We start from the raw sequence: 25,522 nt of genomic DNA, 5'->3' as shown, positions 1-25,522 counted from the left end.
CAAAAGCGGAGTTTGGGGTGGGCGGGGAGGTTTTGGATATTTGACGGGATCGCTTGACGAAAGACAAATAAATAGGCTAGTCGTGCTACGAAATTATTTTTAATAATATAATAAGGCTGTGTCATCAATAAAAGGTGTGTACATTGCATACTATCAGAGGGTTTTTGTGATCACACACCTGCGCATGCCGTCGTCCGCCATGTGGACGTGGGCACCCTGGTCTCTTCCGGGCCGTCCAATTGCGGCCCGCTGAATCCCCACGCCTATTCTCCCAACCAGATGTACGGCCAGGAGCTGGTGTACGACGCCCTGCTGGAATACGGCGAAGGCGGCGTCATCAAGCCCCGGCCGCCCTTGCCGCGGGAGATGGCGCACAATCGTGACCCCGCCGACAGGAGCGCGGCGTGCGGCAGAGGCTTGACACGACGGGGAAGGACGATCAACACATGCATGGACAGCGATATCTTGAAAAGCGTAAATGAGCGTTGCTATGCCACGCAGCGAATTCGAAAAAGTTCGCCTGGAGAAGCTTCTCCAGCAGTTTTGTGAGACGCAGGGACCACCGGCCCATATTCGTGACCAACTCAGATGGGGATTCAGGGTGGACCAGGCAAAGCAGACCATAGAACTTTTTGAAGTCCGCCCTCATTTTATGTACAATGACTTGGAAATCGAACACGGAGTAGCAAAAGCGCGGTATGTCAAAAGCAGCAAGACGTGGAAGGTGTACTGGATGCGAAGTGATTTGAAGTGGCACCAGTATGATATTGTTTCTGAGGTCAGGACTGTTGAAGAGTTTTTGACTGTAGTCAAGGCAGATGAGTGCTGTTGCTTCTTTGGGTAGTGTGTTTTGGGGGAGGAAGGCTGGTCACGGGAGAGTCGAGAGGGCGATGTGGCGGCAACGATTTAATTTTCTTGTTTTTTTTACATGGTTATATAGAAAATATCCATGAAAGATAAGCAAATTGTCATTGTAGCAGGTCCCAATGGGGCTGGCAAAACTACTTTCGTGGAAGTATTTTTGCCTAGTCTTTTCACAGTTCCTCTTTTTGTCAATGCGGATATGATTGCCAGTGGACTGGCGCCATTTTCTCCTGAAAGTGAAGCAATCCAAGCTGGTAAACTGATGCTGAAGCAGATCGATAAATACGTCTCAGAGGGTCTGAGCTTCTCTTTCGAGACGACCTTGGCAGGAAGAAGTTACGCAAAAAAGATTCCAGGGTGGCGGAGTCTTGGATATTCTGTCTGTCTCATTTTCCTTTCATTGCGAGATGCAAAAGCTGCTCAGGAACGAGTTGCCTACAGAGTCTCTCAAGGAGGGCACAACATCCCTCCTGAGGTGATTAAACGAAGATTTTATAACGGACTTAGCAATTTCAAGGCACTGTATCAAGGCATCGTCGACAGTTGGTTTTTATATGACAACATGGGCAAAACTCCTCGACTGATAGATTCTGGAGGCAAGTAGCATGGCAGTCAAAAGCAGAGAAGAGATGCAGGAATTGATTGAAAAAGCCCTGAAGCGATCTGCATTAAAGGCGCGTGAAGTCGCTTTTCAGACGAACACGCCTCTTGTCGTTGAAGTCGATGGTGAGTTGAAACATATTATGGTGACCGAACAGGATATTCAAGAATACCGTAAATCCATTGAGAATGCTCTTTAACGCCAAAAACGCAGGCTCCTGCGCATCCAGTTCAGCCCATCTCCCTGAGCCAAAACCATCTAGTAATCCCGGACAAAGGTTTTTTTCCTAGACACCGAAAGCTGTTATGGCACAATCGCCGCATGAGCCGCCACAACATTCCCGACGCGCTTTGGCAACGTCTCGAACCCCTGGTCTGCCTGCCCCGCAAAGACCCGCGGGGCAGGCCCGCAAAAGATGCCCGCCTCATGTTCAATGGCGTCTTGTGGATCCTGCGCACCGGTGCCCCATGGCGCGATCTGCCCGCCGAATTCGGCCCCTGGTAAACCGTATACAAACGATTCAACGCCTGGGCCAAGCTCTCGATTTGGCAGGATATCCTTGCCCTGCTCGCCCAGGATGCAGACCTCGAATCCGTTCTGTTCGATGGCTCCTACGTCCGTGCGCATCAACATGCCGCCGGGGGAAAGGGGGGCGCGAAGTCCAGGCCATCGGCCGCAGTCGCGGTGGCCTGACGACCAAAATCCATGCCGCTGTGGACGCCTTGGGCAACCCGGTACGCCTGCTTCTCACCGGCGGTCACACGCACGATAGCGTCCCGGCAGCTGAACTGCTCCAGGGCCTGAATGCAACCAACTACTTTGGCGATAAAGCCTACGATTGCAATTCGTTAATCGATTTTATCGAGCAGCGTGGGGCGGTCGCGGTCATTCCGTCCAAACGCAACCGGCGCGAGCCGCGTCCCTACGACCCCCATATGTACAAAGAGTGACATCTTGTTGAGTGTTTCTTCTGTAAACTCAAAGAGTTTCGAAGAATTGCCACACGCTACGAGAAACTCAAAGTTACCTTCCTGGCCATGGTCGCCATCGCCTCATGCCTCATCTGGCTGCGATGATTTGGAAACAGGCCCTAGGGGCAGAACGTCTTCGACACGGCCAGCGGCCGTCATCTGCTCATTCCCCAGGGCGCGAAGCTCTACGGTGTGTATGACTCGCGCGTCGTCTACGGCCAGGCGCGGGTATTGGTCGCCTGGAATCGGATCATCTTTCCCGACGGCTCAGCCATGACGCTGGGAGCCATGCCCGGCGCGGACACGGCCGGCTACGCCGGGTTCACTGATCAGGTGGAAACGCACTTCTGGCGGACCTTCGGCACGGCCGCCCTCATGTCTCTGGTGTCCGGGGCCTCGGCCTACGCCCTGGATGAGTTTGGCGCGAACGGCGACTCGGACAACCCCTCCATGCAGGACCAGATGGCCTCGGCCCTGGCCAGCCAGCTCGGCCAGACCACCGCGAAACTCCTGGAGAAAAACCTCAGCGTCAAGCCGACGTTAGCCATCAGGCCCGGCTACCGCTTCAACATCGTGGTCACGAAGGATCTGGTGTTTGAGGAGCCTTATGCGCCGTGGCAGTAGCCTTGAATTCCAGGTAGTCGGCTACGGAATCGGCCATGGCCTGCCGCAGCTCCTGCAGGGTCTGGCCCTGGAAGGTCACGACGTCCTGGGGCAAGACGAGTTCGCCATGGAAAATGTCGGCCTCAGGATCGAATTCGTAGCGGCCTTCGAAACCGTCGCAGTGCATGCGTTCCATAAGATTGCTCCCTGGCCGGCAGGGTACCGCGTTCACGGCCTGCGTCAAGGCCCGAGGCGGCAGAGTGTGGGGCCTCGACCATGACCTCCTACGGCCTCGGCGGCTCCCGCCCCATTCCGCGCAAGAATCCCTGGGGCTGGCTGGTCTTTGCGATCCTGCTGGCCCTGGCGTCCCTGGGCCTGGCCACGCAACGCGTGGCGGCGCATTATGGCGAGCATCCTGCCCTGGGCACGCCACTGTTTCGTTCCGGCGGCATGGCCTGGCATGCGCCCTGGCAGGTCATCGTCTGGCAGCAGACCCTGCCCGATGCCGATGGCTTCATCGATCAGTCCATCACCCTGGCCCAGGCCTGCTTCCTGTTTCCCCTGCTGGGAGCCGTGGCCCTGAGCAAGCGGCGCTCCCTGAGCAAGGGCCGGCCGGATCTGCACGGCTCGGCCCGCTGGGCCACGGAAGACGAGATCCGGGGGATGGGACTGATGGACGGTCGCGGCGTCTATGTCGGCGGCTGGGTGCAGCGCCGGGGGCGCGCCGAAACGCAACTGTACCTGCGCCACAATGGCCCTGAACACGTCCTGTGCTTCGCGCCCACGCGCTCGGGCAAGGGCGTGGGGCTGATCATCCCCACGCTGCTCTCGTGGCCGGATTCGGCGGTCATTTTCGACATCAAGGGCGAAAACTGGGCGCTCACGGCAGGGTTTCGTCGGGAATTGGGACAAAACGTCCTGCGCTTCGACCCCTCCGACGCCTCCGGAGCCTCGGCGCGCTTCAATCCCCTGGAAGAAATCCGCCTGGAGACGCATCAGGCCATTCCGGACGCCCAGAACCTGGCCCAGATGCTCATGGATCCCCAAGGCAAGGGCCTGGAGGACTACTGGTCCAAGGCGGCCTTCGCCTTTCTGGGCGGGGCCATCCTGCATTGTCTGGTCATGACCCGGAAAAACCATGGCCGTACCGGCACCCTGCACGGCCTGGCCCATCTTCTGGCCGATCCCGAGCGACCCATCCGCGAGGTGGTGGAGGGCATGCTGGCCCTGGACCATGCCGCGGCCGTGCACGGCGATCCAGGCCGGGAGATCGATCTCTTCGTCAAGGCCGCCGCTCGCGAGCTCCTCAACAAGGCCGACAAGGAATTCTCCGGCGTGGTCTCCACCGCCCTGGCCACCCTGGCCTTGTACCGCGATCCCGTGGTGGCCCGGAACACCAGCCGCTGCGACTTCCGTATTCGGGACCTCATGCACCACGAGCGCCCCGTGAGTCTCTATCTGGTGATCAGTCCCGCGGACATCGACCGCCTGCGGCCCCTCGTGCGCATCGTGGTCACATTGCTCCTCAACAGGAGCACGGCCACGCTGGAGACGCCGCCCCATCGCCTGCTGCTCATGCTGGACGAGTTCACGGCCCTGGGCCGCCTGGACGCCGTAGAACGGGCCATCGCCTTCATGGCCGGCTACCGCGTCAAGGGCTACTTCATCGTCCAGGATATCACGCAACTCAACGCCATTTATGGAAAAGACAACGCCATCATGGCCAACTGCCACCTGCGCGCGGCCTACGCGCCTAACACCATCGAAACCGCCCGCCTGCTCTCGGAAATGACTGGCAAGACCACGGTGGTGGAGGAACGGACCTCCCTGTCCGGCGCGCGTTCCGGCGGCCTGAAGACGGCCTCGGTGAGCGTCTCCGAGACTGCCCGTCCGCTCTTGACCGAAGACGAGTGCATGCGCCTGCCCGCGGCCCGCAAGGACGCTGCCGGCCAGGTCGTCGCGCCCGGCGACATGCTCCTGTTCACGGCCGGACGTCCGCCCATCTACGGCCGACAGATCCTGTACTTCCTGGACCCGGTCTTTGCCGAGCGAGCGACGATCCCGGCCCCGGCGACGTCGGATTCCCTCATCAAGACGCCTCCTGCAGCAAGGCATGATGATCATGCGGACTATTGTTCTCGCCTGTAGCGTCCTGACCGCGGCGCTGCTGGTCGGGTGGCTGGCCGACGTGCGCTGGAATGGGACGCCCTCCATGCCCCGAGGTCTTTACCGTTTGACAAGCGAGGTCCCGCAGCGCGGCGATGTGGTGGCCTGCTGCCTGGAAGGCGAAACTGCCGCCCTGGCTCTGGCCCGCGGCTACCTGCGTCCTGGCGGTTGCCCCTCAGGCGCACAGCCACTGCTCAAACGCCTGGCTGGCCTGCCGGGCGATTTCGTCCAGGTCGACCAGGAGGGCATTCACATCAATGGAGTTCTCCAGCCGGATTCCCGCTCTCGCCAGGCTGACCGCCAAGGCCGGGAGCTGCCGCAGCAAGCCCTGCACTCCGGCATCATCCCGCAGGGTCAGGCCCTGACCCTCTCAAACCACCATTCCGGCGGCTTCGATGGCCGCTACCTCGGCCTTGTGCCCCTCGACTCCCTGCGCACCGTCGAACCCCTCTGGACCATTCCCTAGGAGGAAGCATGCAGCATCGTGAAGAAAAACAGGAAAGAGATCGCCTTCTCGCCGCGGCCCGCATGGTGGACCGCCAGGCCTCGGCCGACCCGGCCATGGGCGTGCCCGTGGATCCCGACGTCGCCGATTGCATGGGCGCGTTCGTCGAAGACGCAGTGGCTCTGGAGGACTTGGATGATAGTGATGAGGTCATGAGCGAGGAAGGTGGGGACCATGGCGAAAGCTGACAAGCCGCCCTTCCACGAGACCTTCGCCGCCCAGATCATCGAGGACCTGCAGAAGGGCACCGCGCCCTGGGTCCGGCCCTGGCAGGCCGGCACGCTGCACGCGCCCTTCAATCCCGTCTCGGGCACGATTTACAAGGGCATCAACCGGGTCATGCTCTCCCGCCGTGGCTTCGAGGACCCACGTTGGATGACCCTCAATCAGGCCAATACCCTGGACTGCCGCGTGCACAAGGGCGAGAAAAGCCAGGCCATCGTCTTTTGGCAGTTCTCCAAGGAAGAAAGGGTGTTGGATGGCGACGGCAAGCCGGTGCTCGGCGACAACGGCGCACCCCTGACGCAGGAAGTCGAGCTGGCGCGACCCATCATCCGGTTCTCCTCGGTCTTCCACGCCAGCCAGCTGGACGGCGACGTGCCGCCCTTCGACCCCAAGACCGTGGCCCATGCCTGGGATCCGCACCAGAAGGCCGAGGCAATCCTGGCCAATTCCGGCGCGCAAATCCTGCACAATCAGCGCAACCGGGCCTTTTACAGCCCCCTGAAGGACCGCATCGAACTGCCACCCCGAGAGCAGTTCCCCGCCGCAGACGGCTACTACGCCACCGCTTTGCACGAGCTTGGCCACTGGACGGGCCATCCCTCGCGCCTGGACCGGGAATACGGCCCCTTCGGCTCCCAGACCTACGCCCGCGAGGAGCTGCGCGCGGAAATCGCCTCCTGGATGCTCGGTCAGGACCTGGGCATCGGCCACGATCCCGGCCAGCACCTGTCCTACGTCGATTCCTGGGTCTCGATCCTCAAGGAGGACTCCTTCGAAATCGTCCGCGCCTGTCGGGATGCGGAGAAAATCAAGCACTTCGTCATGGAACTGGAGCAGCAGAAGCACATCGAGACACGCCAGCAGGACCGGCCCGCGCCGGATGTCTCATTGGAGTCCAACATCCCAGAGAAGTCCAAACAGGCGGAGCTCGCAGTGGAAAAGACCTTCCTGGCGGTGCCCTATCGTCAGAAGAACCAGGCCAAGGCCCTGGGCGCGAAGTGGGATCCTGCGGCCAAGCTCTGGTTTGCCCCGGCTGGCGTTGATCTCGCGCCCCTGAAGCCTTGGCTGCCGGAGCAAGTCCCGGCGGTAGAGCCGACCTTGTCGCCGCATGCGGAATTCGGCCAGGCCCTGCGGGAGGCCGGCCTGGATCTTGGCGGGCGCGATCCGATCATGGACGGCCAGATCCATCGCGTTCCGCTCTTCAACGGCCCGTCTCATAAACCGGACGGGGCCTATCAGGGCCACCTGGACGGCGTCCCGGCCGGCTTCATCCAGAACCACAAGACCGGCGAGAAACAGATTTGGAAGGCCACGGGCCATGTCCTGACGCCCGAGCAAAAGGCAGCTCTCCAGACCGAGGCCGCCCAGCGCCGCGAGGCCCGGCAGGTCGCCTTGCAGGAACAGCACGCCAGGGCCGCGACCCGTGCGCGCGAGACCTTCGACCGCGCTGCCCCGGCCTCGCCGGAACAGGCCTATCTGGAGGCCAAGGGCATCCCGCCCCTGGGCACGCGCATGGACGAGCAGGGCCGTCTCCTCGTCCCCGGCTGCGACATCGACGGCACTATCCAAACCATCCAGACCATCGGCCCCGAAGGAAAGCGCTTCGAGCCCGGCAGCCGCAAACAGGGCGCGTTCTTCCTCATTGACCCCGACGGGATGCTGAGCAAGGACCCGAGTTCCCCCATCTGCATCGCCGAGGGGTTTGCCACGGCCGCCAGCATCCACCAATCTACCGGTCTGCCCACAGTCGCCGCTTTCGACGCCGGCAACCTCACCCCCGTGGCTCAGGCTCTGCGCGACAGGCACCCCACCGCACCCATCCTGCTCATGGCCGACAATGACCACGCTCTGTCGTCAAACGTGGGCCTCGAAAAAGCCACCCGCGCCGCCAAGGCCGTGGGTGGTAAGGTCATCGCGCCGGAATCCTCGGCGCAGGAAAAGGCCAGGGGGCTGACGGACTGGAACGACCTGCACCAAGCGAGGGGACTGGAGGCCGTGAGGAGGGATCTGCAGCAAGGGATTGCAAAGGCAAAGGCTCCGCGGGCGAAGACGCAAGAGAATGGCGTGAAACTGTAACTTCATGTCAGTTGCAAGGAGTGAACGATGCGGCAATTCATACCGATCATGCTGGTGCTTTGCCTCATTTTCATGAGCGGATGCAGTGAAGACAACCTGACTGCAAGAAAAGGTTCAGAATTCATCGGCTCGTGGCGCAGCAAGGTCTACTCGATTGAAATCAAGCGCAATGGCGACTCCTTCATTCTCGTCATGCTTCGCGGCAAGGAGCAGCCCAAGGAATTCCCCGCCACCCTCAGCGGAGACGTCCTTCACGTCTCCAACGGTGTCGGTACAGTCCAGTTCTCGCACGTGAAGGCCGACGACTCGTTGCTGACCAATGGGAAGAGATTGACCCGGCAGAAATAATGTTGCTCGGCACGGGGAGCCTTGCCTAAAACAAGCCAGCACGCTATTTTAGATACCGCAGTCTTCCTGAAACAGTCTTGATCCTTATTTTACCCTCGCGCCGCCTTTATGAAACGCAACCTCCAGGGCCACTACGAGACGACCACCACCGCCGGCGAGAAGGTCCAGGCCTTTGTACCCGCGCCCTTGCCGCCGCGGCCGCCCATCGACTGGGCTCCGCAGCTGCGCGACAAGTTCGACCAGGCGCTATTGGCGCTGGGCCGGCTGGATAGCGTCTCCACGTTGCTGCCCGACACCTCCCTCTTTCTGTATATGTATGTCCGCAAGGAGGCGGTGCTCTCGTCCATGATTGAGGGCACGCAGTCGTCGCTCTCGGACCTGCTGCTCTTCGAGCTGGATCAGGAGCCGGGCGTCCCTCTCGACGACGTCCGCGAGGTCAGCAACTACGTCGCCGCGCTTGATCATGGCTTGCGCCGCCTGGCCGAGGGTTTCCCGCTCTCCCTGCGACTGCTCAAGGAAATTCACGGGGTGTTGCTTGCCAAAGGGCGCGGGGCGGCGCAGTCTCCGGGCGAATTCCGGCGCAGCCAGAACTGGATTGGTGGCACGCGGCCTGGCAACGCCGCCTTCGTGCCTCCACCAGCCGAGCGCGTCCTGGAGTGCATGGGCCAGCTTGAACTCTTCCTGCATGACCAGCCCGAGCCGACGCCGGTGCTGCTCAAGGCCGCCTTGGCGCATGTCCAGTTCGAGACCATCCACCCGTTCCTCGATGGCAACGGTCGCCTCGGCCGCCTGCTCATTACCTTGCTCCTCTGCGAGCAGCAGGTATTGCAGCTGCCAATGCTGTACCTCAGTCTCTATTTCAAGACGCACCGGCAGTACTACTACGAGCTGCTCAATGGCGTGCGCCTGACCGGAGACTGGGAGGCGTGGCTGGACTTTTTCGCCGAGGCGGTCATCGTCACGTCCTCGCAGGCGGTGGAGACAGCCCGGCAGATCAACGGTCTCGCCACTGCGGACCGCCTGGAGATCGCCACCCTCGGTCGTGCCGCACCTTCCGCCCTTCAGGTGCACCAGACGCTGTTGGCGCACCCCATCGCCACGGCTGGCTGGCTGGTGGCGCAGACCGGCCTCACCGCAGCCACGGTCAACAAATCCCTTGCCCACCTGCAAAGCCTCGGCATCGTGCGCGAACTCACGGCGCAGAGGCGGAACAGGGTGTTCAGCTATGGAAAGTATGTGGAGATTATGGGGCGGGGGACGGAGCTGCCTGGGAAGTAAGACCAAACGAGACATACGCCGGACTGGAGTATACCGATGAAACTCATAGAGAATGAAGGGGAATTCCTCCCTGAGGCCTGTTGGAATTTGTCAATCTTTACTTTATTCTCTAAGCATAGAGGGAAATGCTGGCTGGCTTGGTTGTTCGGTGCCATCATTTCATTGCGGTGAGAAACTGATGAAGCTTGAAAAAATTCGCATATGTAACTTCCGGTGCTTCGGGCCAAAGCCGAAAGCCATACATTTTGAGGATGGTGTTACCGCGTTTGTCGGCGGCAACGGTTCTGGAAAAACCGCGTGCTTTTTGGCTCTTTCCAGGCTGTTTGGGGTGACACAAGCCCAACGAACCGTGCAGCGGCGCGATTTTCATATCGGCAAAAATTGCACAGAATTGGAGTCTGATGCAACTCTGTCCATTGAGGCGATCTTTGGTTTTCCGGAACTTGAAGAAGGCAACCCCGATGAACGAGCTGATGCTGTTCCGGAATATTTCCAACAAATGGTGGCTTCAGCCCCTGGCGAGCCGCTCAAGTTGCGAATGCAACTCCGCGCAACCTGGATTGATGACGGCACCTATGATGGTAATGTTGATACAGACGTGCGATGGATAACGACCCTCAGCGACGAGTATAAGTGGGAAGATTGCCCCAGAGTTCAGGCTTTCGATCGGGGAGCCATCCAGCTTATATATGTTCCAGCGACACGTGATGCATCAAGTCAGGTAGCGAATTTGTTGAAGGGCCGTCTTTGGCAGGCAGCCCGCTGGTCCGAGAAGTTCCGGAAACAGAGTTCGTGGTATGCTGAAAAGATACAATGGTTATTTGAAAAAGAAAAGCCATTGCGGTTCATAATACACCACCTCACGGAACGGTGGCGACAACTCCACGAGGCTGACACCGACACCACGCCAGGCCTCAGACTTGTAGACAGCAAACTTGAGGAGCTGGTGCGAAAGGTCGAGTTCATTTTTATGCCAGACGAGGAAGGGCGCGAGCGCAAAATGGCTGATCTAAGCGACGGCCAGCGGTCGCTGTTCCACATTGCCTTGACTGCCGCCGCACTGGAAGCTGAAAAGGAGGCCTGTAGCCAGCTTGCTGATGAATGCGCCTTTGAGCACGACAAACTGCACCGGACTCAGTTGACGCTTCTGGCCATCGAGGAGCCTGAGAACAACCTTTCTCCGTTTTTCCTTTCCCGCATTGTTGCACAGAGCAGAGAGATCGGCTCAATGCCAAACGCCCAGGTCATGCTTTCGAGTCACTCGCCAGCGATCATGAGTCGCATCGAGCCTGAAGAGGTTCGCTACTTCCGTCTCAATCGCCATAAACGGCAGGCTGTCGTGCGCAAGCTAAGTCTCCCGAAAGATAATCAGGAGGCAAGCAAGTATGTCAGACTCGCAGTCAAAGCCTACCCGGAGCTCTATTTTGCACGATTCGTGGTGCTGGGCGAGGGAGATTCGGAGAGACTTGTGATTCCCAAAATTGCCGAGGCCATGGGGGTACCACTTGATCCATCATTCGTTCCAATAGTTCCGCTCGGTGGTCGTTTTGTCGATCATTTCTGGAAACTGCTTTCGAAGCTAGGCATACCATACGCAACGCTTCTTGATCTGGACCTTGGGCGTCAGCATGGCGGCGCAAAAACGGTGCAACGCATCGTAGCTGCCCTGCAAGAAAATGGGGTTGATTTGTCGAAAAATGATCATGTGCTCTTTGGGTCGGCAGACCCTGACGCCCTAGGCACATTGCATGATCAAGAGCTGCTAGACAACGGCCATGACTGGATCAAGGCGCTCGCCGAGGAGAACGTTTTTTTCTCCCATCCCCTTGACCTCGATTTTGCGATGCTCTCCGCCTTTCCAGAAGCCTACCGGGTTCCAAACCCTGGTGGGGGAGGGCCGCGCATGGGCGAAAAGGCGGTAGCTAATAAGATAAAGATGTCACTGAAGGAGAATGGCAACCCGGACCTCTATGACGATAGCTACGATGAAAAATTCTCCTGGTACCCGTATCTGTTCCTAAGCAGAAGCAAGCCTGAGACCCACATTGCAGCCCTTACCCGAATTTCCCCCAAGGAGCTTGCACGCAATGCGCCTCAGGAACTCAAACGATTGATTGCCACTATCCGTCAGGCGCTCAGCCTTCCGGAATAATCCCATGAGCCTCGTTTATCCTGCTGACTGGAGGCCTCAGGGCGTAGAAGACCTTGAGCCGGGAGCCTGGGAGGCCCTTAGGGAGACCTCTCGGTGCGTTCTGGTTACCGCAGGAGCGGGAGCCGGCAAGACGGAATTCCTGGCCCAGAAAGCGGCCTACCTCTTGCAAACTGGAATTTGCCCCTCCCCAAAGCGGATTCTGGCGATCAGTTTCAAGCGCGATGCCGCTCGAAACCTTACAATGCGTTTGGAGAAGCGTTGTACTCCCGAGCAGGCGAGGCGTTTCCATTCATTTACGTTCGACGCGTTTGCAAAGGGGCTGCTTGATCGCTTCAGGGCAGCCATTCCGGGAGAATTCCAGCCTCCTTCTGACTATCGCATCGTAATGCCGGGTCAGAAAGATTATCAGGAAGCAATAAAGGAACACAATATCCCGTATGTCAATGCACAGCAGCTTGAGTCACTGGTCATTACAACAGATTTGCCACTCGAAGGTGATGACCTCAATGTGCGAGCGGTACGCTCGTACTGGCAGTCGCAATACCAGCGCGAGGTCCTACTTTCATTTCCTATGATCAAGCGGCTTGTGTTGTTGCTCTTGAAGGAGAACGTATTTATTCGACGTGCCTTGCAGATAACCTACCCAGTTATTTTTCTCGATGAATTTCAGGACATCACCGGGCCACAGTATGAGTTGCTCCGAGCAGCATTTCATGGAGCAAGCCCGAACATGACAGCTGTTGGAGATGACAAGCAACGCATTATGGGATGGGCAGGAGCCATGCCCGATGCCTTTCAGAGGTTTTCGACGGACCATGATGCATGCCGTATCCAATTGCTCTGCAACTGGCGTTCTCATAAAGAGCTTGTCCGCATTCAGCATGTGATTGCAAGGCAAATTGATCAGAATGTCGTAACTCCTGTTGCGCGAGCCAAGCGTACGGTGGGGGGCGAAATCGCCGCCATCTGGCAATTTGACACGGAGGCTCAAGAGGCCGAGATGCTGGCATCATGGCTTGCCCGGGAAGTAGAGAATAACGTCGTGGAACCGCACAAAACAGCAGTTCTTGTTCGAATGCGCGCCAAGGAGATCGAAGCAAAGCTCTCTCTGGCATTTATTCAGAAAGGCCTCCGACTGAGAAACCTCGCGCGGGATATCGGTGGTATTTCCATACAGGACGTGTTGAGCGAGGAGCTCACACAAATTTTGCTTCCAATTTTGCGCCTGGGAAGCACCACTCGCAGCCCCGAAAATTGGGAGGCCACCGTACGAAACCTTCAGTTCTTGGAGGCAATAGGCTCAGAAGACGATAAGGCATTGCAGAAACTGCATCGGCGCTTGGACGCCATGGTTCGCACTTTGCGGGCAACCATGCAAAATTGCCAGCCAACGGATGTCATCGCCGAGGCCGTGGCGCTTACTGTTCTTGGTTCTATTCGACCTGAATCAATTCGGAATGCCTTCCCGCAATACAATCGCCAACAGGACTTTGATCGAGTATGGGGCGGAATTATTACATTGCTTAAGGAATGTGCGTCAGTTGGCACGGACTGGCCGACATTGCTCGACGAATTCGAAGGTCTTGGCCAGGTTGTGCTGATGACAATTCATAAGAGCAAAGGGCTGGAATTCCATACGATGATTTTCTACGGTCTCGACAATCAAACATGGTGGAGTCTAAGACAAAACCGCAAGGAGGAGCTGAGTTCATTTTTTGTCGCGTTCACGAGAGCTCGACAGAGAGCCTTTTTCACGTTCTGTTCGGGACGTGGCCAACCGGTGGATTGGATTGAGCGACTGCTGCAACCAGTCGGTCTGCTTCGCATTAGGGGACAAGAGTTGATTCCTTAAGGCAGACTGCAACTTCATGAATACCCGCGAGGTAAGCTTGCTAATCCTGGCAGCATCCGCCTCGCACAACCTCGATCGCATCATCAACCCCAAGAAACGGCAGATTGGTCAAATCGATGGTATAGCGGATTGCCACCACGCCCTCGGGAGGGACGAACCCGGCTGGCAGGCGGGGGAACAGGTCGTTGACCTCGTAGATGTGCGACCCGCGGAGGTGGAAGTGCAGCAGCTGGCCCGAGCGCCGCAGCTCCTCGTTCCAGCCGAGCCGGATCATCCTGGCCATGAACTCGTCGGACGCGGCGGGATCTCCGCGGACTAGGTCGATGATCTCGTCCATCTTCGAGGCAACCGACTCTGTCCCCGCGGCGGATTCCTCGAGGAGGATCGAGACGAGGATGAGCCTCCTGCCCTCGGGGACATCGAGCTGGTCGACCCGTGAGATCTCATGCACATGCCGGTCCTTGCGCGTGGTCTTCACCTCCAGGTGCACCGCGGGGCCGACGAAATCGTGCCGCTCAGAATCCGGGCCGCTCCAGCTGTGGATCGACTCCGGGCCGAGCGCCGGGATCATGATCTCCTTGAGGGTCAGCAGCTCGCCGAACAGGCCGACCTGGACCGCCTTGCTCATCTCGGGGATGGTGGGCTTCCAGGCCGACTGCCAGGCACGGATGATGGAGTTGACCGCCTTCCATCGCGAGCGGTTCTGGTCGAGCACGGCGGTCAGCACCTCGCCGACCAGGGGGGAGAAGAGACGCTCGTGGGCGGCAGCGGCCACGAGATCCAAGCAGTGGCGCTGGCCCTCGACGAGACGGTGGCGGCCCCGAAGCCCCTGCAGGTCCTGCGGCATGTCTCCGGGAGGGCCGCCGTCGACCGGGATCAGCAGGTGAAGATCGGAACGGCGGTCGATGCCGTAGAGAATCTCGCGGCCATCGGGCATGGTTCCGGCAGGTGCCGTGGCCAGGGCATCGTCATGCGCCGGCCTCTCGGCACGCAGCCCGGCCCAGATGGATGGGGTCGGGGCGTCAGACATCCGCAACCCCCGCGTTGACCACCCATTCCGTCCCCGCATCCGTGGTGAACGGCAGGCTCAGGGCCAGACCGATGACGGCGGGAACCCTGTCCGCGACTCCCAGCGGCACGGGATCGAGGGGGTAAACGATCATCAGGCCCCTGGTGACGGGACGGGCTCTGCGCATGGCTTCCGCGTCAAGGGAGCCGCCGGGCCGGCGATAGGCCGACGGCCCCTCAGGAAGGTCAACCCCCTCATGCCTCGGATCAAGCAGGGTGCCGATCGAGTGCGAACTGATGCGACGGCGCTCGACCAGCCCCAGCTCCAGCGAACCCAGGGTCACGGTCCTGCGATCCATGGGGCTGGCCACGAAGACGGTCCAGTCGGCAAGTTCCCTGTTGGCTGCCCGCGAAAGGATCCAGCGCGCCAGGTCGGCCGGGCGGAAGGCCACGGCCTCGTCGTGCACCTGGTAGCCCGACAGGTAGCCGGCGATGATCCCGGGTGAGACATCGTGGGCCATCCACCCGCCATGGGCGGCTATCGAAGGGGCAACCCGACCGAGGAGTGCGTCGGTGATCTCAACGTTGTGCTGCAGCCGGGAGGGCTCATCCAGCGGAAAAAGAACGGTCTGGGGGTGATCACCCGACCAGGAGTCCCACATGCTGGTGGCCATGGCTGACTTGTTCCTGGCCGTCAGGAGAAGGTCGCTGTGGGCGCGGATGCGGATGGCCATCTGGTCAGGCCGGCGGCCGGCAAGCTCCAGGGCCTGGATGGAATCGCGCATGGACTGCTCGACCAGGGCCAGCTCGCCGAACCACCTCGCGATGCCATCGGTGGTCCAGATGCGGATCAGGTCCTCGTATCCGAGCCTGAAGCCGTACCATCTCGCCATCTGCAGCAGGGTGTCGCACATAGAGGCCGTTCGCAGGAAGTAGCTGACAGTCAGCCCCTCCAGCGTCAGGCCCCGCGAGAGCCTGTTGCCGCCGACGGCAATCAGATGGCGGCCGGGATTCTCCTCGTAGTCGAGCTCCTCCCCGGTGTCGCTGTTGAGAACCGATACCGCCAGCCTCCCGAGGACGGCAATGGCGTCATTGATGATGACGTCATCGTCATCCGGCGGTTCGATCCCGGGCCGCTGTCTGACCCAGGCCTCCCGCATGGTCCCATGAAGGCTCTGGCCCTGTTCCAGGGCCGATCGCCAGAGGTCGATCTGCTCGGTGATCAGATCGGCGACCCGCGCCTGGTCGTCCTTCCGCATGGAAACATGGACCAGCATGGTATGAGCCGGGAGCGTCCGCCCGTCCTGCCGGCAGCGAAGCTCGCGGATGGCACCGGCGAGGCAGAAGGCAAGGAGGGCATCGGTCAGGCTGGCCGGCAGGGTCGCCTCCTCCCCGGTCACCACGATCTCCGACCGCGACCGGCGTCTTCGCCGCGGGGCTCCCTTCAGCATCCTGACGTCGGATTCCGGTATGATCCGCAGCACGTCCCGTTCCTGGGCCGACACGCCGAAGAGCTCCTCCGTGCCCGTGTAGCCGGCGGGACGCGGAAGCTGGATCACGAAGTCCCTGGGGAAGAGGTCGATGCCGAACTCCCGGTCGCTTGCCGAGGGGTTGACGAGGATGTTCGCGAAGGGGGTTGCCGTGTACGCGACATAGGCGGCCATGGGTGCCCGGCCGAGAATGGACCGGATCAGCGCGTTCGTCCGCGAGGGGGCGCTGTCGTCGTCCTCCGCCTCGTCATCGTCCCACAGTCCGGGATCCCGGTTGCCGCCGGTATTGATCGAGGCCTGGTCCGCCTCGTCGTCGATGACCAGGACGGGCATGGTTTCCAGGAACCGCCCCGCATCCTGCAGCCAGGCGTCGATCTTCATGAGGACCCTGATGTGCTTCTTGGCGACGATCAGAAAGGGGGCCGTACCCTGCAGGATGCGAACGTCCTGGTTCTGGAAATCGGATACCGGCGTGGTCAGGGCGATCCACTCGCGACCGATTTCAGCCGGGCCGACCCCGCCGTCCTGGTGACCGGTGAGCTCGCGTTCCAGGCGATTCTGCGTCTGGTTGCGGAGGGAGTCGTGGATGCCGGACAGGACAATGACGATCCGGTAGCCGGCATCGGCGGCGCGTGCTGCCAGCGCGGTGTAGTTCGCGGTCTTCCCGCTCTGGACATAGCCAACGACCAGCCCGCGGGCCTGGAACGGGTGCTCGCGCCAGGGATCGGGCAGTTTCCCGAGGATTCGCAACGATTCCGCGGCGACCGAATCGACCTGTTCGGGACGCCAGTTCGGCTTGGTCCGGAGCATCCGCTCGTGCCTGGACCAGTGATACCATTCCCCGGCCCCGATCCGGTCGGTCCAACGACGGCTCGAAGGCACGGTTCCGGTGATTCTGACCGTGCGCATCAGGCCGTGTTCCCTTTCGAGAGCAGACCCTGCACGCCGGCCTTGTCCAGCCGTCTCAGAAAGCCGGCCAGGCGGGCGAGGGCCTCCTCGTTGGCGCTCACGGAATCGAAAAGGGCCTGCAGGTCGGTCTCGCTCTCGCTGACCTGAATCTCTTCCTGGCCGGTCATGCTTCTCGATATCTTCCAGGAAAAGTCCGCATTGCGCACCTTGCGCACCGGCATCACCGGCTCGGGTCGGGGTTGGTTTCCGCCGGCAACCACGACGGTCGGCGACATTGTGCCGCCAGGATTCGCGTTGCCAGGATTTGCAGGCTGAGGCCCAGCAGGCTTTCCGTTCCCTTTCGGTGTCTTGGGGCGGCCATTTTTGACGGGACTGTCGTCAAGGTATTTCCGGCGGCTGGCCTTGCGGGCATCGTCGGCAAGCCTTTTGATGTGCTCCTGAACCTGCTGGGGGAGCACCACCTTCTGCTTGCTGATGTTCACGGAAAACTGGTCATCCAGGGCGCTGCCGAAGTCGACGACAACCCGCGCGAGTTTCGTCTTCTCGTCGTTCGTTGTCCACATCTCGTGCCACCCGCCCCACTGGATGAGCCGGTCGTTGCGGTAGAGATAGAGGCCCTGGGATTCGTTGCGCCGGCCGAACATGCCCAGCCGGTCGAGATCCCTCCTGGCTGCCTCGGCATCGACCTCGTGAAGCTCCTTGACCTCCTGTTCGGAAGGCAGGAGGAATGCCTGCACGTCGACGTAAGCGTCCTCGGTGGCGGTGGGAACCCTGATCGGCTTCCTGTCGTAGGCCGTGGCCAGACTGTGGCCGACGGGATCGTTCGGGGCCACGGCGTTGCCGTTGATCCGGATCGTCACGGCCTTCCGGCCCCTGGCATGCCCATTCAGGAAGCGGTGGAATACCAGGCCGAGGTGACGGCTCAGGTCGCGAATCTCGGCAGTATACGGCTCAACCCCGCGGCTTGCGGAGGTGTGCCGCGGGGGACGCATGTCCCGCCAGAAGACGCAGGTCCCATGGTCTCCCAGCGAAATCACCCGGGCGATCCACGACTCCAGATCGGCCCTGCTCGCCTCCCAGTTGTCCATCGTCTCGGCATCCCAGGAAAGGTGATGGGGAGCCTCGCCCTGCTGTCTGGTCACGACGGTGAAGCTCTCGGCCTGCGACCAGGATGCTCCCTTGAGCCCGTATCCGTACTTCCCGAGATCCCGTTCCTCGTACTCGGTGATGCTGCCGATTCGCATGGCCTCGGCAAGCTGTTGCCGGTCCATCCCCCGGCCGTTGTCGGTGATCGCCATCCATCGTCCGTGGCCCTGGTCCGGCTCGCGGAAGACAATGTCTATCTCCGTTGCATCGGCGCTGATCGAGTTGTCCACGATGTCGGCCACGGCGCTTGGCAGCGAATGGCCTACCGAGGCCAGGATCCTGACCAGTCGTCTGGGGTTGGGGGGAAGATGCACCGGCCCCGAATCGGCTGTCCTGCCCGCCGCTGCCGGCGTTGCCAGTACCGATACCGGCGCACCGAATAGCTCCGGCTTGGAGGCGCAGAGCAGGTCCAGGGTGTACCCGCCCTCGCTGCCGTAGAGGGCTATCATCGATTGCGCAGTCAGCTGGCTGCTTTCCGCGTGCGAGGTGATGGCCAGCGTCACCTCGTGATCGGCTGGGTAGACGGCCCAGGCTCCCGTTGCCGGTTTCGTCCCCGCATCCACCACCATGGCGAACAGGCATCCCGGATCGACGAAATCATAGAGGCTGTCTTGGGGGCAGTTTCCCTCCAGCCGCCAGTTCTTCTCCTGGCGCTTGATGCGATGCGACTTCAGCTCGACGCCGTGATCCGTCTCGTATTTCAGGTCGAGCTCGATGGCGTCGTCATCCCTGGCCGCGGGGAAGACGCGATCCACCACGTCGCCGTCGAAGTTGATGGCGCGTTGCTTTGATCCTTCCTTGTTCAGGCGTCGATACGAATGGAACATCCCCAGCTCGTTGTGCCTGAGAAGTCTCAGGATGACGAAGCGCATCATTTTCTCCCTGCCGTTGTCCGGACAAGCGCGGGGTCGAGCCCCAGCAGCCCGACGCGGATGTCCTCGATGGCCTGGCAGCCGATCGATTCCCGCATGGCCATGGCGATGGCGTATGCCAGAAGTGGCGGTACGGCGTTCCCGATCTGGCGCAACGCGGGGTTCATGGAGCCTTTGAAGACGAATCCGTCCGGAAATGACTGCAGCCTCGCGGCCTCGCGGACGGAGATGGTTCTGGCCTGCTCGCTATCGAAGTGGATGTGGCTGTAGGAATCCTTGCCCAGGTGGGCCATCAGGGTCCTGACCGGCCGGTCCCGGCAGAGCTTCCACCACTTGTTCGGGAACTTCCTCGGATCATAGGGCAGCGTCCAGTCGCGGTGGAACGCCTTCCCCTCGGCCGTTCTTCTGTCTGTCGGAAGGCGGTTTTTCAGGCGTTCCAGCTCGAGTGCCCTCCGCTTTTCCTCGATGTAGTGCCACACCTCGGGATACTGCCAGCCTTCCTCCATCACCCTGAAGATCTTGTAGTCCCGTGGAAGATACCGGATGACGTGGCCGGTGGTGCGGTCTTCCGTCCCGAATCCCGGCCAGTGGCGCATCAGGCGCGACCAGGCGCTGCCGGGAGCCGCTGTCGTGTACGGACACGGCTCCTCCGGATCCTTGCGCCCCCGTTTCAGGATACCTGCCTCCAGGTCCCGCAGGGCGAAAATCGGCGGCAGGTCAGCCAGCGCCTCCCAGGCGCTCGTCGCTGCCGGAAAGCCTGCGCCGGCAGCGGGGTCGTCAATCCAGAGGTGGCTGTGTCCCTCGGTGGCTGCGAGATGCTTCCTGGCCGTCGCCCTGGTGCCCTCATACCCCGGCGGAAGGACCGCATGGTGGGTGGGAGCCGGGAAGACGGGCTGGATCCCGAGCGATTCATGGATGCCGATCAGGAACATGCGCTCCCTGGTCTGCGGCACGCCGTACCATGCCGCGTTGAGAAGGGTATACGCGACCAGATACCCCTCGGCACGCAGGCTTCCCGCGACCATCTCGGCCACGTTCGTGCCGCCATGGTTGAGAATGTCGGGCACGTTCTCCATCAGCAGTGCCACGGGCCTCGTCTGGCGCACGTAGTGCATGTAGCGCTGCCACAGGTTCACCCTGCCATCCACAAGGAAGGCGTTCTCAGCGTCAACGAGCTGCAGGCGTCGTGCCTCGTGCCTGAGCTTGGCCCGGCCTACGTGGGCGAAGGCCTGGCAGGGAGGACCGCCGACCAGCACGTCGACCTGGTCCTCGACCTTGCCGGAAACCCCGAGGTCGGCGAGGATCGATGCCGGATCCTCCTCCGTGATGTCCCGTGCCAGATGGTGCCGGCCGGGGTTGGCACCAGCGCTGGCGGCCGCGAAGTTCGCCCCGTGGCTCGCGGCGGCCCACCTGTCGAACTCCACCGATGCCACCGGTGTGAAGCCGGCCGTGAGAAACCCCAGCGAGATCCCGCCGCACCCCGCGAACAGGTCCATGAACCTGGGTGAACCGCCATCCAGCAGACGTCGGGTCTTCTTTTCGATGATGCGGGATGAAGATTTGCCTGACATTTGCCTGCCCTGGACAATGAAAAAGCGGAGACGGTGATACCTGTCTGAATTGACCTGCCGAACCCTGAAGCGAAGTCCGTGATATTGAGTCATGCCAAATGGATGCCGCAACAAGAGGGTGCCTGGCGGTGGGACCACCCTCCGGCCGGCCGGTCAGATATACTTCCATCGGTCGCTGGACGTCAAAGGGTGAGTGGGATGGTGGCGGTGGCAGGTATGAGTCGGACACTCTGATTGCAGCATCATCCTTCCTTGCGCGAAGAGCGAATTTTTTCTAAAATTATAATCACTTTCTGCGCAGGGTGCCCAACAGGAATCCAGCAACCTTAATGGCCTAATGATTGGCAATCACATGATCGACAAATCTGAATTGGACATTTTTATAGCTGGCAAAGCGACACGGATGGAGCCTGGAATAGGTATTTAATTGAAGAGTCTATAAAAAACGCGGTCCGAGAATGGGGTGACGAAGGGGGGTATGCTTTGAAACTGGTTCAGGACGCTCGGGAAGAGCCTGGCTCACCAGATCTCAAAGAAAAAATTCTTCAAAATATATCCAGCTGTCAGTTTTTTGTTTGCGATGTAACTCTGGTCAATCCAGACTCAAGCGGAAGGAAGATGCCTAATCCTAACGTCATGTTTGAACTTGGGTATGCAGTCAAGCGACTTGGATGGGAGCGAATTATACTGGTTTACAATACATGCAATGGTAGAATTGAGGACCTTCCTTTCGATATACGCTCACACAGGCCTCAATGCTATAAAATCATCGGCGATAGGAACAATCATATTGAATCAATATTGACAGGCACAAGAATCAATAAGGCCTCGCAAATAATAACTTTAATTGTTTCGTATTTGAAGCAAACAGCATCGAAGCTACCCCGCGATGCCTGTAAATGCAGAACAGAGGCCCTTCCTAGGGGTACATGCTCTTGCAACCAGTCGAATTCTAAACTAATTTCTGAAAAAAATAAAAAAACCAATTCCGAAATGAAAAAGGATGCGATTAGGAAAATATCAAAAAGTATTATTTCAACTGTCAAGCTGATAGTTGAAAGGCCAGATTTCAAGTGCATACCCCCTGACTACGTTGACGATCCAGATAAGAAGATCAAAAAAGACAGAGATGTGAACTCAATGAAAAAGTTGCTGGCTGAGGTCGACGCTGATACATTCCAACATTTTTATAATGAATCGCTTCGTGGGCTTATTGTTGACGACATTTTTCATTATTGGGAAGGCTTCAAAGCCGTCTACGAGTCACCGGCCTTCTATTTATACGACGAAAACCTGAAGAAAGCTGTGGATGCCTTGTACGAACATTGGCAGGCGTCGCTTTCATACGGGGATTGTTTTAATACTGCTCAAGGCGGGTATTGTCCATTTACTTCAGCTATACAAGTCAGTGCATGCTTCAATCAAATCCAGCAAGCATTCTTGTGTTTTTCAAAGCTATGCCAGATAATCAACAACGACTATTCTGAAATTAACATTGCCGAGACCAGTCGACTTGCTGCAGCAAATTACAAGAAATTTGCTAATAAATGCAATCAAGCGCTGGCTTCCGACAGCGATTCACTTGATTTGCTAAATTTCATGCAAAAATAGAAGAATGGCATTAACTGTTCACTGGTGGAGGCCGCCATCCCGTGCCCTTCTTTCCTGCCTATGCAGGCCGAAGGGCACGGCATCCGCATGAAAATGATTCCGCGGATAGTCTACGACTTCAGGAGCCAAGCCGAGGAACGAGTCTTTGATACGCTCGGAAAGTGCCGCATGCCTGGGATCGACACGGCGTTCCATTCCCTGAACGTCTCTTTGAGCATGGCCGTCTTTTTTGGCTTGTTGAGTGAGAGATACCTCCGACCTCGCTGAACATACCAAGGGTCCGTATGCTCATGGTCGTGGCGCTTTACCGTTTTTGTCCGACAATGATGCTTTCTCCAAGAGTCTGTAAACCCGCTTGGCGCAGCGGGCCGGGGATTTCTGGAGCTGGTGCTCCCATATCCGCAACACGCGCCAGCCCATTTTTTTCAACGCCCTTTGGTTTCTGGAGTCGCGCCGCCTCGTCTCGGCGATCTTCGCCTCCCACTTCTCGGAGAGCTTGTCCCGCCATTCGTTGAACTTCCAGCCATGCCAGAAGTCGCCATCCACGAAGACCGCGACCATGGCCTCCCGGAAGACGAAGTCCGGCCGGCCAGGCAGGTCGCGGGCATGCTCCTCCCAGGCCAGCCCCAGCTCCGCGAGCGCTGCGGCAAGGGTCTTCTCCGGCCCGGTGCCCTTCCCCCTGATGCGCGACATCACGGCGCTGCGGGTGGCAGGTGACAGGAAATCCCCGCGATGGCGACGGGGCCTGGAAGAGTTGGCGTTCCCGGTCATTCGAACATCCCGTATTAAGGTGGTGAGGACTGCTGGGCGCGATTTCGGATGAGGCACCTCCTACCCCACCACCGGCAACTCCCCCCAGCACGTCGTGTACCGGGGCGACTTGGACGCTTGGCGCATCCGCCACGGCCGGTCCAGGCCGGCGGCGGCGTAGCTGAGGGTGCCGCGGCCCCATTTGGCGTTGGCCCGGTCCAGCACGGTCATGAGGGCCATGCGTCGGGCATCCTCTTCCTCGGGAGGATCCAAGAGCGAGAGCTGGCGTGGGGTCTCAGGCTCGAGCTGCGTGGCCATGACGCCGGCTTTCTTGTAGACATAGCCGGGGCGGTAGAGCCGCTCCAGCAGGCCCAGGGCCGCGGCGATGAGCTCCGGCGTGTGCGCGGTGGGCCGCGGCAGGGCCACCTGCATGGCGTTGCTGTACTGGGGCACGTCCTTGTGCGGGTTGGTCAGGATGTAGACCTGGAGCCGGCCGGCCCGGCTCTGCTGGGCGCGCAGTTTCTCGGCCACGCGGCTGACGTAGGCCGCCACGGCCTCGCGCAGTTCGAACAGGGTGGTGACCGATTTGCCAAAGGACCGCGAGGCGCAGATGGCCTTTTTGTCCGGGGCGACGTCCTCCAGCTCGATGCACGGCCGGCCCCGCAGCTCCAGCAGCGTGTGCAGGCCGGTCACGGTCATGCGCTTGCGGACCCAGTCCGCCGGGGCGTCGCGCAGGTGCCGGGCGGTGTGGATGCCGAAACTCTTCAGCATCCTTGTATGCTTGCGCCCCACGCCCCAGATGTCCGCCACCTCCACCCGGTCCAGCAGGGACTCCACCTCGGCCGGCGTCATGGCCGTGAGGTCCAGCACGCCCTCGTATTGCGGATGCTTCTTGGCGAACCGATTGGCGATCTTGGCCAGGGTCTTGGTGGGAGCCAGCCCGATGGAGACCGGAATGCCCGTCCACTGCCTGACCGTGGCCCGCATCTGCCGGCCCAGGGCCGTCAGCTCGCCCGGCCGTGGATTCTCAAAGGCCAGGAAGGTTTCGTCGATGGAATAGACCTCCATGGACGGGCAGAACTGCGCCAGGGTCTGCATCACACGGCGGCTCATGTCCCCGTACAAGGCATAATTGGACGAAAAGACGCGCACGCCATGCTTGCGGAAGAATTGCTCGCGCAGAAAGGCCGGCTCGCCCATGGCAATGCCCAGGGCCTTGGCCTCGTTGGAACGGGCGATGACGCAGCCGTCGTTGTTGGACAGCACCACCACGGGCACATGCTGTAGCGTGGGATTGAACACACGCTCGCAAGAGACGTAGAAGTTGTTGCAGTTGACCATGCAGAAGACGTGCGACATGGTCTACACCTTATGAATGACGTAGGCGACCACGCCCCAGACTTCGAAGCTGGAGTCCGGCTCCACGCGGATGGGCACGTAGTCCGGATTTTCGGGCAGGAGATAGAGCGCGTCGGGCGTTTTCTTGATGCGTTTCACGGTCAGTTCGCCATCAAGGGCGGCGATGACGATGCGCCCGCTGACCGGCTCCAGGGCGCGGTCCACGACGAGGAGGTCGCCGTCGTGCACGCCGGCATCGCGCATGGAATCGCCATGCACGCGAACGAAGAAGGTCGCCGCGGGGTGGGCGATGCAGTGCTCGTTGAGGTCCAGGCTCTGGTCGATGTAGTCGTCGGCCGGCGAGGGGAAGCCCGCGGCCACGGTGGCCAGGTACAGCGGCAGCTCCAGCCGGGTCTCGGTGCGAACGCCGAGAATCTCGAGTGCCGGCCGCTGCGGGCGCGGAAGGGGGAGGATGCGTCGTGCAGTCATGGTCAAACCAGTGTATCGTGCCCGCAGACGGCTCGCAAGGAGGTCGGCATGTGCGGACGATTCGGCTTTGTCATCCCCAAGGCCCAGGCAGTAGAGTATTTTCAGCTGGTTGACGCAGACTACGAGCCCCGGCGCAACCTCGCGCCCACCATGGACATTCCCGGCATTGTGCAGACTGACGCCGGCCGCGTGTTGCGGCGCTTCCACTGGGGGCTGGTCCCTTTTTGGGCCAAGGATCGCAAGATGGCCGCGAAGATGATCAACGCGCGCAGCGAGACCGTGGCAGGGAAGCCGGCTTTTCGCGCGGCGTTCAAAAAGCGCCGCTGCCTGATCCCGGCGACGTGCTTTTATGAATGGCAGAAGCTGGACGCCAGACGCAAGCAGCCGTTCGCGCTGATGATGGCCGACGGCGCGCCCTTTGCCATGGCCGGGCTGTGGGAGGTCTGGGACGATCCTGATTCCGGAACGCCGCTGCACTCAGCCACCATCCTGACCACCGAGGCCAACGCCCTGGTCGCGCCTATCCACGACCGCATGCCGGTGATCCTGCCGCCGGACTCGTGGGCGCAGTGGCTGGACCCGGCCGCAGACGCAGCGGCGCTCGCACCTCTGCTGGCCCCCTTCCCGGCCGAGGGCATGCGGCAGGAGGCGGTGGGTATGGGGGTGAACAAGGCGGGGAATGAGGAATTTTGAGCGG

23 protein-coding genes and 1 pseudogene are annotated in these 25,522 nt (G+C 60.3%); 15 read left to right on the top strand and 9 right to left on the bottom strand.

Annotated features, from left to right (window positions below):
* Positions 1-263: 263 nt before the first annotated feature.
* Positions 264-452: a hypothetical protein gene (locus tag DGI_RS18225; RefSeq protein WP_144284090.1), complete on the bottom strand. Its 189-nt coding sequence runs from the start codon at positions 450-452 to the stop codon at positions 264-266.
* A gap of 38 nt (positions 453-490) precedes the next feature.
* Here DGI_RS18225 and DGI_RS02335 point away from each other — a divergent pair, with 38 nt between their 5' ends.
* The 5 genes and pseudogenes from DGI_RS02335 to DGI_RS02315 all read left to right on the top strand — a co-directional run bounded on the left by DGI_RS02335 (position 491) and on the right by DGI_RS02315 (position 3,060).
* Positions 491-844: a DUF3024 domain-containing protein gene (locus DGI_RS02335; RefSeq protein ID WP_021759042.1), complete on the top strand. Its 354-nt coding sequence runs from the start codon at positions 491-493 to the stop codon at positions 842-844.
* A 105-nt stretch (positions 845-949) separates the two neighbouring features.
* Positions 950-1,468: a zeta toxin family protein gene (locus DGI_RS17720; protein ID WP_021759040.1), complete on the top strand. Its 519-nt coding sequence runs from the start codon at positions 950-952 to the stop codon at positions 1,466-1,468.
* Position 1,469: 1 nt separating this feature from the next.
* Entirely contained in the window at positions 1,470-1,664 is a 195-nt protein-coding gene (locus DGI_RS02330; RefSeq protein ID WP_021759038.1) for a hypothetical protein, read from the top strand.
* A gap of 122 nt (positions 1,665-1,786) precedes the next feature.
* Positions 1,787-2,541: pseudogene (locus tag DGI_RS17715) on the top strand (IS5 family transposase).
* A gap of 54 nt (positions 2,542-2,595) precedes the next feature.
* A complete protein-coding gene (locus DGI_RS02315) occupies positions 2,596-3,060 on the top strand; it encodes a TrbI/VirB10 family protein (protein ID WP_081696766.1) in 465 nt (154 codons plus the stop codon).
* On the opposite strand, the gene DGI_RS17710 is transcribed toward DGI_RS02315, so the two are convergent.
* Positions 3,014-3,235 (bottom strand): hypothetical protein, encoded by a 222-nt coding sequence (locus DGI_RS17710; RefSeq protein ID WP_021759034.1) that lies wholly within the window; start codon positions 3,233-3,235, stop codon positions 3,014-3,016. The genes DGI_RS02315 and DGI_RS17710 overlap by 47 nt on opposite strands.
* Positions 3,236-3,315: 80 nt before the next feature.
* Between DGI_RS17710 and DGI_RS02305 the strand changes: the two genes are divergently transcribed.
* The 8 genes from DGI_RS02305 to DGI_RS02270 all read left to right on the top strand — a co-directional run bounded on the left by DGI_RS02305 (position 3,316) and on the right by DGI_RS02270 (position 13,641).
* Entirely contained in the window at positions 3,316-5,187 is a 1,872-nt protein-coding gene (locus tag DGI_RS02305) for a type IV secretory system conjugative DNA transfer family protein (RefSeq protein ID WP_021759032.1), read from the top strand.
* The gene (gene traF, locus DGI_RS02300) at positions 5,162-5,671 is read left to right on the top strand and encodes a conjugative transfer signal peptidase TraF (protein ID WP_158407276.1); all 510 of its coding nucleotides are present in this window, start codon (positions 5,162-5,164) and stop codon (positions 5,669-5,671) included. The genes DGI_RS02305 and traF overlap by 26 nt, the downstream gene beginning before the upstream one ends.
* Before the next feature lie 8 nt (positions 5,672-5,679).
* Entirely contained in the window at positions 5,680-5,898 is a 219-nt protein-coding gene (locus tag DGI_RS02295) for a hypothetical protein (protein WP_021759029.1), read from the top strand.
* Positions 5,885-8,011: a zincin-like metallopeptidase domain-containing protein gene (locus DGI_RS02290; RefSeq protein ID WP_021759028.1), complete on the top strand. Its 2,127-nt coding sequence runs from the start codon at positions 5,885-5,887 to the stop codon at positions 8,009-8,011. Before DGI_RS02295 ends, DGI_RS02290 begins: the two co-directional genes overlap by 14 nt.
* A gap of 27 nt (positions 8,012-8,038) precedes the next feature.
* Entirely contained in the window at positions 8,039-8,359 is a 321-nt protein-coding gene (locus tag DGI_RS02285) for a hypothetical protein (protein WP_021759027.1), read from the top strand.
* 108 nt (positions 8,360-8,467) lie between these two features.
* Complete coding sequence (locus DGI_RS02280; protein WP_021759026.1) at positions 8,468-9,637, top strand: Fic family protein; 1,170 nt, start codon at positions 8,468-8,470, stop codon at positions 9,635-9,637.
* 178 nt (positions 9,638-9,815) lie between these two features.
* Positions 9,816-11,789 (top strand): ATP-dependent nuclease, encoded by a 1,974-nt coding sequence (locus DGI_RS02275; protein ID WP_021759025.1) that lies wholly within the window; start codon positions 9,816-9,818, stop codon positions 11,787-11,789.
* A 4-nt stretch (positions 11,790-11,793) separates the two neighbouring features.
* Positions 11,794-13,641, top strand: a complete 1,848-nt coding sequence (locus tag DGI_RS02270; protein ID WP_021759024.1) for a UvrD-helicase domain-containing protein — start codon at positions 11,794-11,796, stop codon at positions 13,639-13,641.
* A gap of 40 nt (positions 13,642-13,681) precedes the next feature.
* On the opposite strand, the gene DGI_RS02265 is transcribed toward DGI_RS02270, so the two are convergent.
* From DGI_RS02265 to DGI_RS02250, 4 genes are read right to left on the bottom strand one after another with little or no spacing between them, the layout of a single operon-like run.
* On the bottom strand, positions 13,682-14,671 hold the full coding sequence (locus tag DGI_RS02265) for a PD-(D/E)XK motif protein (RefSeq protein ID WP_021759023.1): 990 nt from the start codon (positions 14,669-14,671) through the stop codon (positions 13,682-13,684).
* On the bottom strand, positions 14,664-17,048 hold the full coding sequence (locus DGI_RS02260; RefSeq protein WP_021759022.1) for a Z1 domain-containing protein: 2,385 nt from the start codon (positions 17,046-17,048) through the stop codon (positions 14,664-14,666). The genes DGI_RS02265 and DGI_RS02260 overlap by 8 nt, the downstream gene beginning before the upstream one ends.
* The gene (locus tag DGI_RS02255; RefSeq protein WP_202961830.1) at positions 17,048-19,069 is read right to left on the bottom strand and encodes an ATP-binding protein; all 2,022 of its coding nucleotides are present in this window, start codon (positions 19,067-19,069) and stop codon (positions 17,048-17,050) included. Before DGI_RS02255 ends, DGI_RS02260 begins: the two co-directional genes overlap by 1 nt.
* Positions 19,066-20,637 carry a DNA cytosine methyltransferase gene (locus DGI_RS02250; RefSeq protein WP_021759020.1) on the bottom strand — a complete coding sequence of 524 codons (1,572 nt, stop codon included), beginning with the start codon at positions 20,635-20,637 and terminating at the stop codon, positions 19,066-19,068. Before DGI_RS02250 ends, DGI_RS02255 begins: the two co-directional genes overlap by 4 nt.
* A 483-nt stretch (positions 20,638-21,120) precedes the next feature.
* On the opposite strand from DGI_RS02250, the gene DGI_RS18220 reads away from it, so the two are divergent.
* Complete coding sequence (locus DGI_RS18220) at positions 21,121-22,248, top strand: TIR domain-containing protein (RefSeq protein ID WP_144284089.1); 1,128 nt, start codon at positions 21,121-21,123, stop codon at positions 22,246-22,248.
* Positions 22,249-22,536: 288 nt separating this feature from the next.
* On the opposite strand, the gene DGI_RS02240 is transcribed toward DGI_RS18220, so the two are convergent.
* The 3 genes from DGI_RS02240 to DGI_RS02230 all read right to left on the bottom strand — a co-directional run bounded on the left by DGI_RS02240 (position 22,537) and on the right by DGI_RS02230 (position 24,825).
* Complete coding sequence (locus DGI_RS02240; protein ID WP_027192932.1) at positions 22,537-22,968, bottom strand: very short patch repair endonuclease; 432 nt, start codon at positions 22,966-22,968, stop codon at positions 22,537-22,539.
* Between the two features lie 111 nt (positions 22,969-23,079).
* Complete coding sequence (locus DGI_RS02235; protein WP_021759017.1) at positions 23,080-24,357, bottom strand: Y-family DNA polymerase; 1,278 nt, start codon at positions 24,355-24,357, stop codon at positions 23,080-23,082.
* A gap of 3 nt (positions 24,358-24,360) precedes the next feature.
* Positions 24,361-24,825 carry a LexA family protein gene (locus tag DGI_RS02230; RefSeq protein WP_021759016.1) on the bottom strand — a complete coding sequence of 155 codons (465 nt, stop codon included), beginning with the start codon at positions 24,823-24,825 and terminating at the stop codon, positions 24,361-24,363.
* Positions 24,826-24,873: 48 nt separating this feature from the next.
* Here DGI_RS02230 and DGI_RS02225 point away from each other — a divergent pair, with 48 nt between their 5' ends.
* Positions 24,874-25,518, top strand: coding sequence for an SOS response-associated peptidase (locus DGI_RS02225; protein ID WP_021759015.1), 645 nt, complete (start codon positions 24,874-24,876; stop codon positions 25,516-25,518).
* Positions 25,519-25,522: the final 4 nt, after the last annotated feature.

The sequence above is a fragment of the Megalodesulfovibrio gigas DSM 1382 = ATCC 19364 genome, assembly GCF_000468495.1.
In the GTDB taxonomy this organism is placed as follows: domain Bacteria; phylum Desulfobacterota; class Desulfovibrionia; order Desulfovibrionales; family Desulfovibrionaceae; genus Megalodesulfovibrio; species Megalodesulfovibrio gigas.
Note: the sequence above shows the minus strand (reverse complement) of the source record. Positions and strands in the feature narration are given on the sequence as shown.